General features: G+C 61.1%; 14 protein-coding genes and 2 pseudogenes. 7 read left to right on the top strand and 9 right to left on the bottom strand.

Annotated elements, in window-relative coordinates:
• Window positions 1-11: 11 nt before the first annotated feature.
• From V8689_RS09195 to V8689_RS09175, 5 genes are all read right to left on the bottom strand, one after another.
• A complete protein-coding gene (locus V8689_RS09195; protein WP_032892618.1) occupies window positions 12-455 on the bottom strand; it encodes a hotdog fold thioesterase in 444 nt (147 codons plus the stop codon).
• A 30-nt stretch (window positions 456-485) separates the two neighbouring features.
• Complete coding sequence (locus tag V8689_RS09190; RefSeq protein ID WP_056788503.1) at window positions 486-2,135, bottom strand: AMP-binding protein; 1,650 nt, start codon at window positions 2,133-2,135, stop codon at window positions 486-488.
• A gap of 542 nt (window positions 2,136-2,677) precedes the next feature.
• Window positions 2,678-3,127 (bottom strand): phosphohistidine phosphatase SixA, encoded by a 450-nt coding sequence (gene sixA, locus V8689_RS09185; protein WP_056788505.1) that lies wholly within the window; start codon window positions 3,125-3,127, stop codon window positions 2,678-2,680.
• Window positions 3,124-3,471 (bottom strand): DUF4389 domain-containing protein, encoded by a 348-nt coding sequence (locus V8689_RS09180; protein ID WP_003190047.1) that lies wholly within the window; start codon window positions 3,469-3,471, stop codon window positions 3,124-3,126. The genes sixA and V8689_RS09180 overlap by 4 nt, the downstream gene beginning before the upstream one ends.
• 10 nt (window positions 3,472-3,481) lie before the next feature.
• Window positions 3,482-4,507 carry an NAD(P)H-dependent glycerol-3-phosphate dehydrogenase gene (locus tag V8689_RS09175; RefSeq protein WP_044273025.1) on the bottom strand — a complete coding sequence of 342 codons (1,026 nt, stop codon included), beginning with the start codon at window positions 4,505-4,507 and terminating at the stop codon, window positions 3,482-3,484.
• 195 nt (window positions 4,508-4,702) lie between these two features.
• Between V8689_RS09175 and V8689_RS09170 the strand changes: the two genes are divergently transcribed.
• From V8689_RS09170 to fabB, 5 genes are all read left to right on the top strand, one after another.
• A complete protein-coding gene (locus V8689_RS09170; RefSeq protein ID WP_150073325.1) occupies window positions 4,703-6,823 on the top strand; it encodes a TonB-dependent receptor plug domain-containing protein in 2,121 nt (706 codons plus the stop codon).
• A 1-nt stretch (window position 6,824) separates the two neighbouring features.
• Window positions 6,825-7,754, top strand: coding sequence for an ABC transporter substrate-binding protein (locus tag V8689_RS09165; protein ID WP_056788512.1), 930 nt, complete (start codon window positions 6,825-6,827; stop codon window positions 7,752-7,754).
• Window positions 7,751-9,652, top strand: coding sequence for an ATP-binding protein (locus V8689_RS09160; protein WP_056788520.1), 1,902 nt, complete (start codon window positions 7,751-7,753; stop codon window positions 9,650-9,652). The genes V8689_RS09165 and V8689_RS09160 overlap by 4 nt, the downstream gene beginning before the upstream one ends.
• Window positions 9,653-9,901: 249 nt before the next feature.
• Window positions 9,902-10,417, top strand: a complete 516-nt coding sequence (gene fabA / locus V8689_RS09155; RefSeq protein ID WP_003190035.1) for a 3-hydroxyacyl-[acyl-carrier-protein] dehydratase FabA — start codon at window positions 9,902-9,904, stop codon at window positions 10,415-10,417.
• A gap of 11 nt (window positions 10,418-10,428) precedes the next feature.
• Window positions 10,429-11,649, top strand: coding sequence for a beta-ketoacyl-ACP synthase I (gene fabB, locus V8689_RS09150; protein WP_003190033.1), 1,221 nt, complete (start codon window positions 10,429-10,431; stop codon window positions 11,647-11,649).
• A gap of 700 nt (window positions 11,650-12,349) precedes the next feature.
• On the opposite strand, the pseudogene V8689_RS09145 reads toward fabB, so the two are convergent.
• The 3 genes and pseudogenes from V8689_RS09145 to V8689_RS09135 form a co-directional block, all read right to left on the bottom strand.
• Window positions 12,350-12,943 (bottom strand): annotated as a pseudogene (locus V8689_RS09145) (methyl-accepting chemotaxis protein); the annotation flags it as partial.
• Between the two features lie 309 nt (window positions 12,944-13,252).
• A pseudogene (locus V8689_RS09140) lies at window positions 13,253-13,912 on the bottom strand (MCP four helix bundle domain-containing protein); the annotation flags it as partial.
• A 159-nt stretch (window positions 13,913-14,071) separates the two neighbouring features.
• Complete coding sequence (locus V8689_RS09135; protein WP_056788524.1) at window positions 14,072-15,094, bottom strand: amidohydrolase family protein; 1,023 nt, start codon at window positions 15,092-15,094, stop codon at window positions 14,072-14,074.
• Between the two features lie 139 nt (window positions 15,095-15,233).
• On the opposite strand from V8689_RS09135, the gene V8689_RS09130 reads away from it, so the two are divergent.
• Both V8689_RS09130 and V8689_RS09125 read left to right on the top strand, forming a co-directional pair.
• Complete coding sequence (locus V8689_RS09130) at window positions 15,234-15,650, top strand: OsmC family protein (RefSeq protein WP_056788527.1); 417 nt, start codon at window positions 15,234-15,236, stop codon at window positions 15,648-15,650.
• 63 nt (window positions 15,651-15,713) lie between these two features.
• Window positions 15,714-16,580: a pirin family protein gene (locus V8689_RS09125; RefSeq protein ID WP_056788530.1), complete on the top strand. Its 867-nt coding sequence runs from the start codon at window positions 15,714-15,716 to the stop codon at window positions 16,578-16,580.
• A gap of 99 nt (window positions 16,581-16,679) precedes the next feature.
• Here the strand turns inward: V8689_RS09125 and V8689_RS09120 are convergent, their stop codons facing one another.
• A complete protein-coding gene (locus V8689_RS09120) occupies window positions 16,680-17,408 on the bottom strand; it encodes a dienelactone hydrolase family protein (protein ID WP_056788534.1) in 729 nt (242 codons plus the stop codon).
• Window positions 17,409-17,465 lie beyond the last annotated feature (57 nt).

The raw sequence follows: 17,465 nt of genomic DNA, 5'->3' as shown, positions 1-17,465 counted from the left end.
TCACGCCACGCCTATCGCGCCGGCGGTTGTTCACCCAGCGGCACCACGGCCATGGTCAGGCGCGAGACACAACTGGCCTTGCCCTCGTCGCTGCTCAGGCGGATGTCCCACACCTGGGTGGTGCGCCCGATATGAATAGCCTTGGCCACCGCCGTCACCCGCCCGCTGCGCACACCCCGCAGGTGGTTGGCGTTGACCTCCAGGCCCACGCAATAGAACTTGCTGGCATCAATGCACAAATAGGCAGCCATGGAGCCGACACTTTCGGCCAGAACCACCGAGGCGCCGCCGTGCAGCAGGCCGTAGGGCTGATGGGTGCGGTGGTCGACCACCATACTGGCGGTGAGGGATTCGTCGTCGAAGCTTTCGAAACGAATATCCAGCAATTCACCGATGGTGTTTTTCTGGATCGCGTTGAGGTGTTCGATATTCGGTTGGGTACGCCACAGGCTCATACGGTTGTCCTTGTTGGTTTTATTACGGCCCTAATCCTGCCACAGAACGGTTTCGGCGCGCGCGCTCCACGCTTGTAATTGTGGCCCGTACGTCGACTCGATCACGTTGCGCTTGATCTTCAGGGTCGGCGTGAGAAAACCGTTTTCCACCGCCCAGTGATCTTTCACCACCACCAGTTGCCCCATGCGTTCATGCTTGTCCAGGCCAGCATTCACCTGTGCCAACCAACGCTCAAGGCCACTGCCCAGGGCGTGGCGGTCCTCGCCCGGCGCCGACAACACGCACAGCCCGATCGGCGCGCTGAGCCCCTCGCCGACCACACACACCTGTTCAATACGCGCATGTTCGGCCAGGCGGTTTTCAATCGGCGCCGGGGCCACATATTTGCCTTTGCTGGTCTTGAAGATCTCCTTGAGGCGCCCGGTCAGGCGCAGTCGGCCGTCAGCGTCCTGCTCGCCCTTGTCACCGGTGCGCAGGAAGCCATCTGCGGTGAGCGTATCCGCGGTTTTCTGCGGGTCCTTGAAATAGCCCAACATGGTCGCGTCACTGTGTACCTGCACTTCGCCGGACGGGTCGATGCGCACTTGCACACCTGGGCAGGACTGGCCGATCCAACCGAGCCTTTGCCCGCCAGGGCGACACACATGGGAATAGCCGCAGTTTTCGGTCATGCCATACACCTCCAGCACATCCAGGCCCAGGCGCTGATACCAACGCAGCAACGCCTCGGGCACCGGCGCCGCGCCGGACAGAGCGATACGCAGCGCATCCAGCCCCAGACCGGCGAGGACTTTATGGCCGACGCGCTTGCCGATAAAAGGCAGGCGCAACAAGGTATCGAGGCGTTTTCCCGGGATTTTGGCGTAGACGCCCAATTGGAATTTGGTCCAGATGCGCGGCACACCAAACAAGGCCGTCGGCCGCGCCCTGCGCAGATCGGTGAGGAAGGTCTCCAGGCTCTCGGCGAAAAAAACGGTTTGCCCGGTATAGATCGACGCCATTTCTACAAACATCCGCTCCGCCACATGGCACAGCGGCAGATACGACAGCAACCGGTCACCCTCCCCCAGGCCGAACAACTCAGTACCGCGCGTGGCAGCAAACCCCAAGGCGCCGAAACTGTGCATCACCCCTTTAGGCAGGCCGGTAGTACCGGAGGTGTAGATAATAGTTGCCAGGCTGGCGGCATCCGGCAGCGGGTTGTCCTGGATAGGAGAACAGGCTTGCATGTCCATCCAACTGAAATCGAAAGCCCCGCTGGGACACAGCGGCAGGCTGATAGTCGGCACCCCCGCAGGAACGCCAGGCGCCATCGCCGGCCAGTCATCGAGCTTACCGATCAACGCCAACCGCGCCTGCGAGTGGGTCAGCACATGCGCGACGGACTCAGCGGTAAGGTTGGGATAAAGCGGCACCGACACATGCCCGGCCATCCAGATCGCCAGGTCGGCGATGATCCAGTGGGCGCAGTTTTTTGAAATCAGCGCAATGTGCGAGCCCTGGGGCAACTCCCGCGCACGCAGCCAGTGTGCAGCGCAACGCGCCTGGTGGCCCACCTCGCCCCAGGTGAGGGTCTGCACCTCACCGCCGCCGATGGGCTGAACAAGAAAAACTTTACGCGGGTGCCGCGCTTCACGTTCAAAGAAGACCTGCAACGGCAAACGAAAAGCGACAGGCATGGGACGCGCTCCTTTGTGATACGAGATACAGTCAACCAAGCACTTGCTTGGTTGACTGTATAGCACAGGAAAAGGAAACGACCTGCCGGTCACCACGATGCGAAGCGAGTCGCTCTTGATCTGGCTCTTGATCTGCTCTTGATCTTGATCTTAGGCGCCCCGTTAAACCACGCTGGCCGGAATTCGACAGGGATTTGGGGGGTAAACCGGCAGGGATGCCGGTTTAGCCGCCCCGCGCCATGGATGGCGCGTGGCGGCGGCCCCCCAAATCACTGGCGGATTACGGGCACACCGAGCCTAAGCGAGGTGCCGAGTGGTGGGGCAAGAGCGTTTTGCTTACTTTTGCGCTTTTCAAAAGTGAGCCGCCGTCAGGGCGGAACCCTAAGTGGCCGTTACCGCAGCAATGGATATGTACCCAATCCAACTGTGTTGACTGCCAAGCCGCCTTCGCGAGCAAGCCCCCACAGTTGGATTGTGGGGTGTCAGGTAGACAGGCGTCGGCTGGCGGGCCGTCATCGCAGGCAAGCCAGCTCCCACAGTACCTAGGGATTCTTCACATCCACCAGACTCATCAAGCCAGCCAACGGAAAGTCCCCCTCAAGCTGCGCCAAACTGGCCGTGTACATCGGCTGTGGCTGACGCTGATGACCATGCTGCAAAAAACTGATCAGGCTGCCCACCAACGGTTGGTGGCTGACCAACAGCACGTCGTCATCGGTATCGAGTTTCTTCAGCACCTGTCGAACATCCTCATCGGGCGTCAACCACGGCACCGTAAGGATCTCGGGCTGAAACCCCAGCACATCACGCACCAACTGCGCCGTCTGCTGCGCCCGTACATAAGGGCTGGCAATAATGGCGCCCAAGGGCTGGCCAATCAGGTGCGCAGCACTGCGCAAGACTTCGGCACGCCCATGCTCGGTAAGGTTGCGCTCGGCGTCCGTGCGCGCATGCGCTTGGGCCTCACCGTGACGCAAAATCCATACCTTCATAGCTTCGGCTCTTCATCACGCACCGGGTGCGGTGCCGGCGGTACGCTGTGGGCCGCTTCACCTTCGGGCGCACGTGGGGTTGGCCAATCGGCGAACGGCCAAGGCTTTTGTTCAGTGTGGAAGCTGCCAAAGCGGCCGATCTGCGCCAGGAACTGGCTGAGGCTGTCGCCAAAATTCATCAGGCCCAGGTTCGGTGCGCCGTAGATCAGCCGGTAAATCAATTGCACCACCACCAGCGCGCCGAGCAGGAATTGCGCCACCTGCCATACCAGCGCAAACACCAGCATCCACAGGATGCGCAAGACAATCGACTCGTAAGGAGGGGCAGCTTTGGGATCGTTCATGACGCGTTCCTCAGTTGAAACCACTGGTGGAAATAAAGTCGACATCGGTTTTGGGCTCGGCCCGCATCAGCAACTCGATGACCTGGTTCAAGGTGCGCCCTTCGAACAGGATCGCGTGCAGCCCGGCGACCAGCGGCATATATACGCCCACTTCCTGGGCCTTGGCCTTCAAGACCTTGAGGGTGTTGACCCCTTCGGCCACTTCGCCCAGACGGGTCACCGCCTCGTCCAGGCTCAGCCCTTGGCCCAAGGCAAACCCGACTTGATAGTTGCGGCTTTTAGGCGAAGAGCAGGTGACGATCAGGTCGCCCACGCCCGCCAGGCCGAGGAAGGTCATGGGGTTGGCACCCTGGTTCACCGCAAAACGGGTCATCTCGGCCAGGGCCCGGGTGATCAGCATGCTCTTGGTGTTTTCGCCCATGCCCAGGGCCACAGCCATGCCGGCAATGATCGCGTAGACGTTTTTCAACGCCCCGCCCAATTCGACGCCGAAGCGATCGGCGCTGGCGTAGACCCGGAAAGTACGGCCATGCAGCACCGCCTGGACGCGCTCGCACAAGGCTTCGTCTTCACTGGCAACCACGGTGGCGGTCAATGCGTGCTCGGCAACTTCCCGCGCCAGGTTTGGCCCGGACAGCACGCCAATGCGCGCCTGAGGGGCGATTTCGGTGAGGATTTCACTCATCAACTTGAAGGTGTGGGCCTCGATGCCCTTGGTCAGGCTGACCAGCAGCTTGCCGGCCAGGCGTTCGGCGTGGGGCGCCAATACCGAGCGCAAGGCGCTGGAAGGCAGCGCGACGAAGCACAGGTCGCAGGCCGTGAGGGTTTCCAGCAGGTCGGTCACCGGCTCGACGGCAGGATGAATCTTGATACCTTTAAGGTAACGGGGGTTTTCGCGATGCACGCGAATGGCTTCGGCCTGCTCGGGGTCGCGCATCCACTGGCGCACCGCGTGGCCGTTCTCGGCCAGCAGGTTAGCCACGGCGGTACCAAAACTTCCGCCTCCCAGGACCGCAATAGGGCGCTGTTCAGTCATATGCAATCCGTTAATCCATACCAGTGGCGATGGCGGCATTATACGGGGCGCCCGGCTTGCGGCCAGCCCCCGTATCAATTCGCGCGGTTGTCGGAAAATGCCATGCAGGTGCGAAGTAATTGCAAGTCCTACGACTGGCAAATAGCCGCGCCTCGGTTAACATGGGCGGCTATCCGCAATTAACAAGGCCGTGCCGTGTATCTAGGCCCCCCTCCTCGCTCATCACTGTTATTGATGCTGGCGTGCGCTACCTGCGCGCAAGCCGACGATCTATTCCTCGACAGCCAGCCGCTGCCGCAGGTCTTGACCGCCACGCGCCTCAAGCAATCGGCCGCCGCCGTGCCCGGCAGCATGACGGTGATCGACAGTGAGCTGATCAAGGCCAGCGGCGCCCGGGACATCTCGGAACTGCTGCGGCTGGTTCCCGGGATGATGGTCGGCTACACCAGCGGCAACCAGGCCTCGGTGAATTACCACGGCACCAGCGCCAGTGATGCACGGCGCATGCAGGTGCTGATCGACGGGCGCTCGGTCTACCGCGCCGGCCTGGCCACGGTGGATTGGAGCGATATCCCGGTGGCCATGGAAGATATCGAGCGCATCGAGGTGTTTCGCGGCCCCAACACGGTCAGCTACGGTGCCAATGCGCTGATGGCGGTGGTGAATATCCTCACCCGCTCGCCGGCCAACAGCCACGGCTCTCGGGTAAAGGTCATCCGTGGCGAGCGTGGCATCAATGACTTCTATGCCAGCCAGGGTGTGGGCTGGGAGACCGGCGATTTGCGCTTGTCCCTGTCCGGGCAACAGGACGATGGTTTTGACAGCGACGCGGCCGGCGCCGACCGCCGTGACGGGCGTCGTCTCAACCGTTTCAGCCTGGCGGTGAGCCAGACCTTGAACGCGCAACAAAGCCTCGACTGGCAACTGAACGTCAAGGAAGGCACCAACCAACGCCCATACACCTACACCCCAGTGTTTGCCGGGATTACCGAAGGCGGCAGCAATTCCGACGTCACCGCCAAAGACTACGCCGGCTCCCTGCGCTGGAACTTCGACTTCAACCCCGACCACAGCCTGTATATCCAGGGCTCGGCACAGCAATGGGACCGCAAGCAAATCTGGAAAGCCTGTGACGCCAAGGTCTCGTTCAGCCCTGAATTGACCCAGCTATGGCAGCTCAACCCCAACTATGCCGAATTGCTGGCGCGGCACATGGACACTTACAGCCAAGGCTCCGCCCCACCAGGTAACGCCGCCGAACAAGCCTTGGCCAACCAGGTGCTGGACCAGTGGCGCAACGGTGCCAACCAGAGCGTATGCGGCGATATCGACCAGAGCACCCGTGAAAGCCGCTACGACCTGGAGATCCAGGACACGCTCAGCCTCTCCGACAGCCTGCGCCTGGTCAGCGGCATGAATTACCGCTACGACCGCGCCGATTCCGAGACCTACTTCAATGGCACACTGGACGACACCACCTGGCGCCTGTTCGGGCACCTTGAATGGCGCGCCAGCGAGCACTGGCTGCTGCAAGGTGGCGCCATGTACGAAGACACCCACCTGAGCGGCAACTCGCTGACCCCGCGTGTGGCGGTCAATTACCTGATCAATCCCCGCCACGGCTTGCGCGCGGTTTACTCCGAAGCGATCCGCTCGCCGGACATGTTCGAGAACAACGTCAATTGGAGCTACCGCGTCACCAATCTCAGCTCGCCGACCTATGGGCAAAACGCCGGGCAATATTTTGTCGTGACGCGCGGCCCCGGCAACCTCGACAAAGAGTTGATGCGCTCGCGCGAGCTGGGCTACAACGGCTTCTTTGCCGAGCTGGGGCTGAATGTCGACGTGAAGCTGTTCTATGACGAAATCACCGACATGATCAGTTCGCCGCTGCGCAACAACCAATACATCGCCAGCAACGCCAACAGTGCGCGCTTTAGCGGTGCCGAGTCGCAGTTCGACTGGCGCGTGAGTAACGCCGACCGCCTGCGCCTGACCTATGCTTATGTAGACGCCACCTCCAGCAACCCGCGGGACAAGGCGCAAACCGCGCGTAACAGCGGCTCGGCCGGTTGGCTGCGTGAATGGGGCCAGGGTTGGTCCAGCGCCTTGTTCTACTATGGCGACGACGCACTCAACCAATATCGCTTCCAGCGGGTCGACCTGCGGGTGGCCAAACGCATCGCCGTAGGCAAAACCAATGTGGAGCTGGCGGGCATGTTGCAACAACGCCTGGACAACCAACCCACCACCTGGGCCGACAACAACTACGACCATCGCCACGTTCTCTACTTCAGCGCCGAGCTGGACTTCTGACATGGCCGATCAGTCACGGATGACCCTCTTCTTGGTTTCACGGTTTTGGCGCCGCGGCCTGCTGCTCGCGTGCCTGTTGCTGACGGCGCCAGCGTGGAGCGCCAACATCCTGCTGACGGCCGCCGAAGACAGCGCCGGCGTGCGCGCCTTTACCCAGGATCTTGCCCAGCAGCGCCCCGACGACCAGGTCAGCTTCACCCCCCTCAGCGAGTTGCCGGCGCCCAGGGACTTGCCCGCCAGCACCCGCCTGATCCTCCTCGACCTGCCCGGCCTGGACTGGCGCCTGCAGGATGCCCAAGGGCCGCCCACCCTGGTATTGCGCATCAGCCGCCTGCAGGCCCGGCAACGCCTGGGCAACACCCATCCGGCTAAAGTCAGCCTGCTCTGGAGCGACCCGCCACTGGACCGTCAGTTGCGCCTGATCGCCCATATTCTGCCCCAGGCCCAGCGCGTGGGCGTGCTTTACGAGTCTGGCAGCGAGTTCCTGCTGCGCGAACTGACTCAATCCGCCAAGCCCATGGGCCTGGAAATCGTGCCCCAGCTCTGGGAGAACACCAGTGACAGCCGCCCGCTGCAAAACCTGTTCAAGAACAGCGACGTGCTACTGGGCCTCGACGACCCGAACCTGTACAACCCCAAGACCGTAAAAAACCTGTTGCTGAGCAGTTATGCCCAGCAACTGCCGTTAGTAGGGCCCAATGCCGGGTTTGTGCGAGCCGGCAGCCTGGCCAGCACCTACAGCGATCAGGCCGACTGGCTCGCCGTGCTGGGCCAGCTGCTGGACCAGCCGCCGGCCAATTGGCCGCACACGCTCTACCCGCAACACTTCAAAGTCGTAGGCAACCCGCAAGTGGCGCGCTCACTGGGCATAGAACAGGTCGATGAAGTCGCCGTTGCCGCCCGCCTGGCCGAAGGAGAAAAACGCCCATGACCTTGCGTCGTCGTTGGGATATCAACACCCGCACCCAGCTCATTACGCTGGGCCCCGCGCTGCTGTTGACCCTGCTGCTCATCACCTTCTTCACCTTCGTGCGCATCCAGGATTTGCGCCAGGAGCTGGACCACACCGGTCAATTGATCGCCAACCAGCTGGCGCCTGCCACTGAGTACGGCGTGATTTCCGGCAACAACGATGTGCTTGAAACCCTGCTGCGTGCGACCTTGGCCACCCCCCATGTGCGCTTCCTCGAGATCCAGGACAGCGCCGAGAACATCCTGGTGTACGTGGAGCAGCCATCCGAGCGGCACGACCGCTCGCTGTCGGTGAAGGTGTTCCAGGCACCGATCCGCCTGCAACACATTCAGCTCAACAATGACTTTTTCCAGGACAACCTCAACGAACCCAAGGCCCCCCGCGCGGATTACCTGGGGCGGGTGATCGTGGGTATGTCCAACGATGCGTTCAGCCAGCGCCAGCAGGAAATCCTGTTCAAGGCCGGGGTGCTGGCGCTGTTTGCCCTGCTGTTTACTTTCCTGCTGGCGCGACGCTTGTCGGCGAGCCTGTCAAAACCGATCAGCGCCATGGGGCATGCGGTCAAGGCCATCCAGCAAGGCGACTACAAAACGCCACTGCCCATCGTAGATGACTCGGAACTGGGCGACCTTTCGCGGCATATCAACAACCTGGCCGAGGGCCTTCAACAGGCCAGTCGCGAACAGCAGCAAGCCATGGCCCAGTTGATCCAGACCCGTGAAGAAGCCGAGCGGGCGAACAACGCCAAGTCGGATTTTCTGGCGATGATGAGCCACGAACTGCGCACGCCCATGAATGGCGTGCTGGGCATGCTGCAACTGTTGGAAACCACCGAGATGACCGAGGAGCAGACCGAGTACGCGGCGCTGGCGTCCGAGTCCACCGAGCATTTGCTCAAGGTGATCAATGACATCCTCGATTTCTCGCGCATTGAACGCGCCGCCCTGGAACTGGAACACATTGCGTTCAACCTCGCCGACCTTATCAACAGTTGCGCCCAGGCTTTCCAGCACAGCGCCCAGCAGCGCGGGCTGAGCCTGGAACTGCCGATTCCCATGGGCATGGAGGCCCTGCGGGTGCGCGGCGATCCGACACGGATCCGCCAGATCCTGGTGAACCTGATCGGCAACGCACTGAAATTTACCGAACGTGGCAGCGTGACCGTCGAGCCCCACTGGCAAACCCTGGACCATGAGCTGGTGTGGTTCACCTGCACCGTGCGCGACAGCGGCATTGGCATTTCCGCTGAGCGCCTGGAATTGATGTTCGATGCCTTCCAGCAGGCCGACAGCTCGATTTCCAGGCGTTACGGTGGAACTGGCCTGGGCCTGCCGATTGCGCGCACCCTGGCCGAGCGCATGGGAGGGACCTTGCGCGCCCAGAGCGAAGAGGGTCGAGGCTCGGTGTTCACCCTGGAAATTCCGCTGGCCATCGACCAGCAGCATGTGCCGGTGGCCGCGCCTGACGCACTCGGCAAAGCCAGCGCCGGCGACGGGCGCCACGTGCTGCTGGTGGAAGACAACCCGGTCAACCGCACCGTGGTCGAAGCGATGCTGCGCAGCCTGGGCTTTGAAGTCAGCCTGGCCACGGACGGCGCCGAGGCGATCCGCAGCGCCGAGAGCCTGATTTTCACCGCCATCCTGATGGATTGCCGCCTGCCCTTGATCGATGGCTACGAAGCCACGCGGCAGATTCGCCAACTGCCCGGCTGCGCCGATCTGCCAATCATCGCCCTGACGGCCAACGCCTTGCAGGGCGACCGCGAAGCCTGCCTCGCAGCTGGAATGAACGATTACCTGGCCAAGCCGTTCAAACGCACGGATTTGCAGCAAATCCTACAGCGCTGGGTACAGTAGCGCCGCGCCATCAGCCAACTGCGACTGGCGTGAAAGACGAAAGTGCGGCAGTCTTAGGCACCCGAACGGGCCGATAAACAGGCCCGGTTTAAAATTTCAGTGAACAAGTGTACATTCAGTGCCTTGCCGCTGTGACTTTCACTACAACGCAATAGTCTATGTGTAGGCTGCCGCTATGAGGCATGAACGCTTCATTCGGTTCGGGAAGATTTGCCCTACCCTGCCGCATGGGATTATTGAGGAGCTCGCATGACCAAACAAAACGCCTTTACTCGGGAAGACCTGCTGCGCTGCAGTCGCGGTGAGCTGTTCGGCCCAGGTAACGCGCAACTGCCCGCCCCGAACATGCTGATGGTGGATCGCATCACCCATATCAGCGAAGAGGGTGGCAAGTACGGCAAAGGTGAATTGGTCGCCGAGCTGGATATCACCCCTGACCTGTGGTTCTTCGCGTGCCACTTCGAAGGCGACCCTGTGATGCCAGGCTGCCTGGGCCTTGACGCCATGTGGCAGCTGGTCGGTTTCTACCTGGGCTGGCAAGGCCTGCCGGGCCGCGGTCGCGCCCTGGGTTCGGGCGAAGTGAAGTTCTTTGGCCAGGTACTGCCGAGCGCCAAGAAAGTCACCTATAACATTCAAATCAAGCGCGTCCTCAAGGGCAAGCTGAACCTGGCCATCGCCGACGGTTCGGTGACTGTCGACGGTCGCGAGATCTATACTGCCGAAGGCCTTCGGGTCGGCGTATTCACTTCCACTGACAACTTTTAAGGGTTATCCGCATGCGCCGCGTCGTTATCACTGGTCTGGGCATCGTTTCTTGCCTGGGCAATGACAAAGAGACCGTCACCGCTAACCTGCGTGCAAGTCGCCCTGGCATCCGCTTCAACCCGGAATATGCCGAAATGGGTCTGCGTAGCCAGGTTTCCGGCTCCATTGACCTGCCCCTCGAAGAACTGATTGATCGCAAGATCTATCGCTTCGTCGGCCACGCTGCCGCCTACGCCTACCTGGCCATGAAAGACGCGATCGCCGACTCCGGCCTGAGCGAAGATCAGGTTTCGAACGTACGCACCGGCCTGATCGCCGGCTCCGGCGGCGCATCGACCCTCAACCAGATGGAAGCGCTGGACATCCTGCGCGAAAAAGGCGTGAAGCGCGTCGGCCCGTACCGTGTCACGCGGACCATGGGCAGCACCGTTTCCGCCTGCCTGGCCACGCCCTTCCAGATCAAGGGCGTGAACTACTCGATCTCCTCCGCGTGCGCCACCAGCGCCCACTGCATCGGGACTGCCGTTGAGCAGATCCAACTGGGCAAGCAGGACATCGTATTTGCCGGCGGCGGTGAAGAAGAACATTGGAGCCAGTCGTTCCTCTTCGACGCCATGGGTGCATTGTCCACCCAGTACAACGAAACCCCGGAAAAAGCCTCCCGCGCCTACGACGCCAAGCGTGACGGTTTCGTCATCGCCGGCGGTGGTGGCATGGTGGTGGTCGAGGAGCTGGAACACGCCCTGGCCCGTGGCGCCAAGATCTACGCGGAAATCGTTGGCTACGGCGCGACGTCCGACGGCTACGACATGGTTGCGCCAAGCGGTGAAGGCGCCATCCGCTGCATGCAGATGGCAATGTCCACCGTCGACACCCCAATCGACTACCTCAACACCCACGGCACCTCGACCCCGGTCGGCGATGCCAAGGAAATGGAAGGTGTGCGTGCGGTATTCGGCGACAAGGCTCCGAAGATCAGCTCCACCAAGAGCCTGTCGGGTCACTCCCTGGGCGCCGCTGGCGTTCACGAAGCGATCTACTGCTTGCTGATGATGGAAGGCAACTTCATGGCCGGCTCGGCCAACATCGACGAGATTGATCCGGTTGTGGCCGATATGCCGATCCTGACCAAGACCGTTGAAAACGCCAAGATCGACACCGTGATGAGCAACAGCTTTGGCTTTGGTGGCACCAATGCCACCCTGGTACTGAAGCGCTGGCAGGGCAAGTAAGCCCCGCAGGTTGATCACATGAAAAAGCCCCGACTGGTTCGGGGCTTTTTTTTGCGCTTTGATTTGAAACCGCGTCGCCTTTATCGCAGGCAAGCCCCACCTTTGAATTGTGAATCCAGTCAAATGTGGGAGCTGGCTTGCCTGCGAATGGCATCGGTAGCTACACAACTTTGTGGGCTATAGCAGCACACGGTAACCACGATGCGAAGCGAGCCGCTCTTGATCTGCTTTTGATCTTGATCTTAAGCGCCCCGTTAAACCACGCTGGCCGGAATTCGACAGGGATTTGGGGGGTAAACCGGCAGGGATGCCGGTTTAGCCGCCCCGCGCCATGGATGGCGCGTGGCGGCGGCCCCCCAAATCACTGGCGGATTACGGGCACACCGAGCCTAGGCGAGGTGCCGAGTGGTGGGGCAAGAGCGTTTTGCTTACTTTTGCGCTTTTCAAAAGTGAGCCGCCGTCAGGGCGGAACCCTAAGTGGCCGTTACCGCAGGAATGGATATGTACACAGTCCACCTGTGTTGACTGCCAGGCCGTCTTCGCAGGCAAGCCAGCTCCCACAGTTTGATCGCGGGGCGGCAGGTAGATAAGTGCCGGCTGTCAGGCCGTCACGGGAGCAAGCTCCCTCGCCACAGGTTCGGCGTCATCCCGAAGTTGTGTAGATACTTATGCTGCGAATGGGCCAACCCGGCCCCCAGCCCTACACCGAAAACCGCGCCACCATCGAATTCAGATCCACCGCCAACCGCGACAGCTCCTGGCTCGCCGCACTGGTCTGGTTAGCCCCGGTCGACGTCTGGTGCGCCAGGTCGCGGATATTCATCAGGTTGCGATCCACCTCCCGCGCCACCGCTGCCTGCTCCTCCGAGGCACTGGCAATCACCAGGTTGCGTTCGTTGATCAAGGTGAACGCCGAGGCAATTTCTTCCAGGGCCATGCCCGCCGATTTGGCGATGTCCAACGTGGACCGCGCCCGTGTGTTGCTCTGCTGCATCGAGCTGACGGCCAGGTCGGTGCCCTGCTGAATGCCGCTGATCATCTGTTCGATTTCCTGGGTCGACTGTTGCGTGCGATGGGCCAAGGCCCGCACCTCATCGGCCACCACCGCAAACCCGCGCCCGGCATCCCCGGCTCTCGCCGCTTCAATTGCCGCGTTCAGGGCCAGCAAGTTGGTTTGCTCGGCAATCGAGCGAATCACGTCCAGCACTGTGCTGATGCCATAGACCTTTTGCGCCAACTCCTCGACCTGGGTCACATTGGCGGTCACATCGGTCGCCAGGGCTTCAATCGACACCACCGTCTGCTGCACCTGTTCACGCCCTTGCTGGGCAATCCGGTCGGATTCGCGAGATGCCTGGGAAGTGGCCACGGCATTGCTCGCCACCTCCTCCACCGCCGCTGTCATCTGATTGACCGCCGTGGCCGCCTGTTCGATTTCCTGGTTTTGCTGGTGCAAACCACGGGTCGCATCCTCGGTAACGCAACTGAGCTCTTCGGACGCGGACGCCAATTGGTTCGACGATTCAGATATGCGCCGGATAGTGTCGCGCAGGCTCTCCTGCATGCGCTTGAGCGCCTGCTGCAAGCGCGCCGGTTCGTCGCTGCCACTGAGCCTGATCTCGCCGGTCAAGTCGCCACTGGCAACGCCCTGGGCTACTTTCAACGACTGTGCCAGCGGCAGCACGATGCTGCGTGTGAGCCACACCGCCAGGCCGATCGTGATCAGCGCCGTGACGCCAATCATGCCCATCACCCAGACCCGCGACTGGCTGAACACCTGCTGTGCCAGCCGGGCGGCCTCGTTGGCGCTGGACTTGTTCAGATTGACCAGCTCACGCAGGGTGACAGCCATTTGGTCGGCCATCTGATTCATTTCGCCATTGACCACCGCAATGGCCTCCTCCAGCCGATTCGCCTTGGATAGGCCCACCACCTGCTCCTGGCGTTGCAGGTACTGTTGCTCCTCGACCTTGAAGCGATCAAACAGCACGCGCTCTTCAGGCAAGACGATCAACGCGTCGTACACGCCTTCAGCGTGGTACAAACCGGTTTTGATCTCGGCGATTTTCTGCTCGTTCTGCGCCACCGCCTGGGGGTCGCGGTTGACCACCAAGCGTAACGTCAGCGCCCGAATGCGCAACACATCCTGGTTCATCTCCCCCACCGCCATCACGCTGGGCAGCCAGTTGGTCTCCACCTGGTCCGACTGCTGGCGCATATTGGCCATCTGCAACAGAGCAAAGCCGCCCAAGACGAACACCATCAACGCCAGCACACCAAAGCCCAGGCCGGCGCGAGGGGCGATATTCAAACTGCGGATATTCATGCCAGGGTTCCTTCCAAAAGTACTGCATCCACCTGCAGCGGGTCTCTTGGACGTTATCGGCACCTCAGGTCATTGGCGTAAGACCAAAACGCGATATCAACGCGCCTCGCCATCGCGAGGCGGCTTGGGCAGGATGGCCAGGAAGTTGTCGCGCGCGACCTTGTGGGCAACGTCTTCGGGCAACGCATCGAGGAAAGGATCGAAACGGCGCATTTCCTTGCCCAGCTTATTGAAGCGCCCCACCACGTCGGAGCCGAGCATGAAGCGATCCGGGAAACGCTCCACCAGCTTTACCCACTCAGGCCGAGGTTTACCCGCCTCATCCAGCAGATACGGCGTGAGCATGCTCCAGGACAAGTCGATATACAGGTTGGGGTACGCCTCAAGCAGACGATTCAAGGTGGGCAGCAAAAAGTCCATCTGTACTTGATGACGGTGGATTTCCTTGCTGGTACCCGCATGCGCCCAGATAAAACGCGTGTGCGGGTGGTTGCGTAACGGCTGCTCGACTTCCGCCAGGTACAGTGGGTTGCGCTCACGTTTGGAGGTGATGTTGGAATGCAGCATCACCGGCAGATCGTTTTCGGCCGCCAGGTGGTAAATGCGTGTCATGGCCTCGTTATTGGCGCGGGGCGTATCACCCGAGGTCAGGGCGGTAAGGTCATCGTGGCGGGTGAACACTTCCCCAATGCCCTGCCACAGCCCTGGGTTGAGGTCGAGCATGCGCTGGATGTGGGCCGCGGAGTTCTTGTCGTTGGGATTGAAACCGGCCAGGAACGGATGAAAGTGCTGGCGTTGCTCACGGGAAAGTTTATTGACCGCCGCCGCGACGATGACATCGGTGGCGCTGTACCAATAGGCGTCGGCGTCGTCACCGGCGTAGTAGCGCGGGCGCTTGGGCTCGTCTTCGTGCCATTTCTTGGCCACGGGAATCCCGGAAATCATGACGTGCTCAATGCGGTTGTCCGCCATGGCCTTGAGCAGCTTGTCCATGCCGGCGGTTTCCTGGAAAAAATCCACGTAATGCAGGTGCGCGTCGCTGTAGGCGTAGTCACGGGCCTGCGCGGCAAGGCTGCTGACGGCGAGCAACAAGGCAAGACTCAGGCGGGCTCCAAACACGGTAAAACCTCAATAAGGGCGGATACGGGTAGACCTTGCGCCAGCCTTGCGGGTTCAGCATGGAAAAAACCGGAACACTGGAGTGCCAGCATGCTCTATAACTGCATGACCTTCATCCTGCGCCCTTACGAGGTTTGCCATGCCTGTTACCGTCAATACGCTGAACGCTGAAAACTTCCGTCACAGCGTGAATATCAATAATCACGAGCTGTTTACCGACCTGCCCAAGAGCCTGGGCGGTGACGATTCGGCCCCCTCCCCTCACGATTATTTCGATGCTGCGCTGGCGTCGTGCAAAGCCTTGACCGTAAGGCTCTACGCGCAGAAAAAAGGTATCCCGCTGACCGGCGTGACCGTGGAGGTCACCCACGACAGCACCGAGGAGCAGAAGGGTAAATACAAGCTCAACGTCAAGCTGACCCTCAAGGGCGTGCTCACCGACGCCCAGCGCGATGAACTGCATCGGGTGGCCGATAAGTGCCCGGTACATAAGCTGATGACCACCGCCGAAGTCACTATTGAGACAAAACTGTCGGAAGGCGCCTTCAGCCAATAGCCCCAACTTCCCACCGAGCGGGTTATGCTTCATCGCATCCAACCCGCTCAGACTGGGATGCCCATGACCCCCCTCACCGTAATTCGCCCTCGCCCCGAAGATGTAGAAGGCCAGCCCATCCTGCGCCCCCTGCCCTCGCGTGAATGCCGCAGCGTCGGGCCCTTTGTGTTTTTCGACCATATGCTGCCGACCCGCTATGCGCCGGGTACCGGCATGAATATCCGCCAGCATCCCCACATCGGCCTGTCCACCCTCACCTACCTGTTTGAAGGCGCCTTGCAGCATAAGGACAGCCTTGGCTCGGACCAGGTGGTGCAAGCCGGCGATGTCAGCTGGATGACCGCTGGCAGCGCAATTGCCCACGTCGAGCGCACACCGCAAGCGTTCAAGGCCAGGGGTTTCAACCTGCATGGCCTGCAGGTGTGGCTGGCCTCGCCCAAGGACCACGAGACGGGGCCTGGACACTACAGCCATCACCCCGCTGCAAGCTTGCCGGTGAGCGATAACCTCGGTGTGCAAATCCGCTTGATCGCCGGTAATGGTTTTTGCCTCAAATCACCCGTGCCGGTGCTGTCGCCGACGCTGTATGCCGAAGTGCAGATGCAAACCGCCACGACCCTGCTGATTGCCGATGAGCATGAGGAACGTGCGGTGTATGTGCTGGAGGGTGAGGTGCAGTTGGACGGTGAAGCGCTGGAGGTGAACAGTCTGGTGGTATTGCCGGCTGGGCAGGAGATGACCCTGTATGCCGAGAGTGATTGCCACCTGATGGTATTTGGCGGGGCGCCGCTGGATGGGCCACGACGGATCAACTGGAATTTTGTGGCGAGCGATCCGGCGGTGATCGAGCAGGCGAGGCAGCGCTGGGCGGCTGGGGACTGGCCCACTGTGCCGGGGGAGTCAGAAAGAATCGAGTTGCCTGTTAAATAGCTATCGCAGGCAAGCCAGCTCCCACATTTGATGGGTATACACATTTTAGAATGTAGGAGCTGGCTTGCCTGCGATGGCGTCCGATCGGGCGCTGAGAAATCAGCCCTTGAACACTTCATCCAACAAGTTATGCATCGCCTGGAACGCCCGAGCAGCGGTCTTCGCGTCGTACATCATCTTGCCTGGCACATTGGCATGGGGGTCGGTGAAGGAATGCACCGCGCCGCCGTAGCTGAGCAACTGCCAATCCACACCTGCCGCGTTCATTTCATCTTCGAACGCCGGCAGTTGTTCTTTGGGCACCAACGGGTCCGCGGCGCCATGCAGCACCAGCACTGCCCCCTTGATGTTCTTCGCGTCCGCCGGGTTCGGTGTATCCAGGGTGCCATGGAACGACACAGCGGCCTTCAACGGCGCACCGGTACGGGCCAGCTCCAGGGAGCAGCAACCGCCGAAGCAGAAGCCGAAGGTGGCCAGTTTCGACGTGTCCACTGCGGCTTCAGTCTGGCCTTGCAGTTGCTCGAAGGCCGCTTGCATGCGTTTGTTCAGCAGCGGGCGATCATTCTTCAACGGCATCATCGCCGCACCGGCTTCATCGCCATTTGAAGGCCGCACGGTTTGCCCGTAGAGGTCGGCAATCAACACCACATAGCCTTTGCTGGCGACAGCCTTGGCGATCTCTTCGGCCCCCGCGCTCACGCCCATCCAGTTCGGCGCCATCAGCAAGCCCGGAAGCGGGGCTTTGTGGCTGGCATCGAACGCCAGACGGCTTTCATAAGACTGGCCATCAATCTGATAGACCACGGAACGTACAGTGACTTGGCTCATGATTCACTCCAGTTGAGGTACACGCAGAAACGGTAATGCAACGGTAGGAGCGAGCTT

The sequence above is a fragment of the Pseudomonas sp. AK181 genome (assembly GCF_051122975.1).
In the GTDB taxonomy this organism is placed as follows: Bacteria; Pseudomonadota; Gammaproteobacteria; order Pseudomonadales; family Pseudomonadaceae; genus Aquipseudomonas; species Aquipseudomonas lactis.
This window is presented reverse-complemented; position numbering and strand designations above follow the sequence as displayed.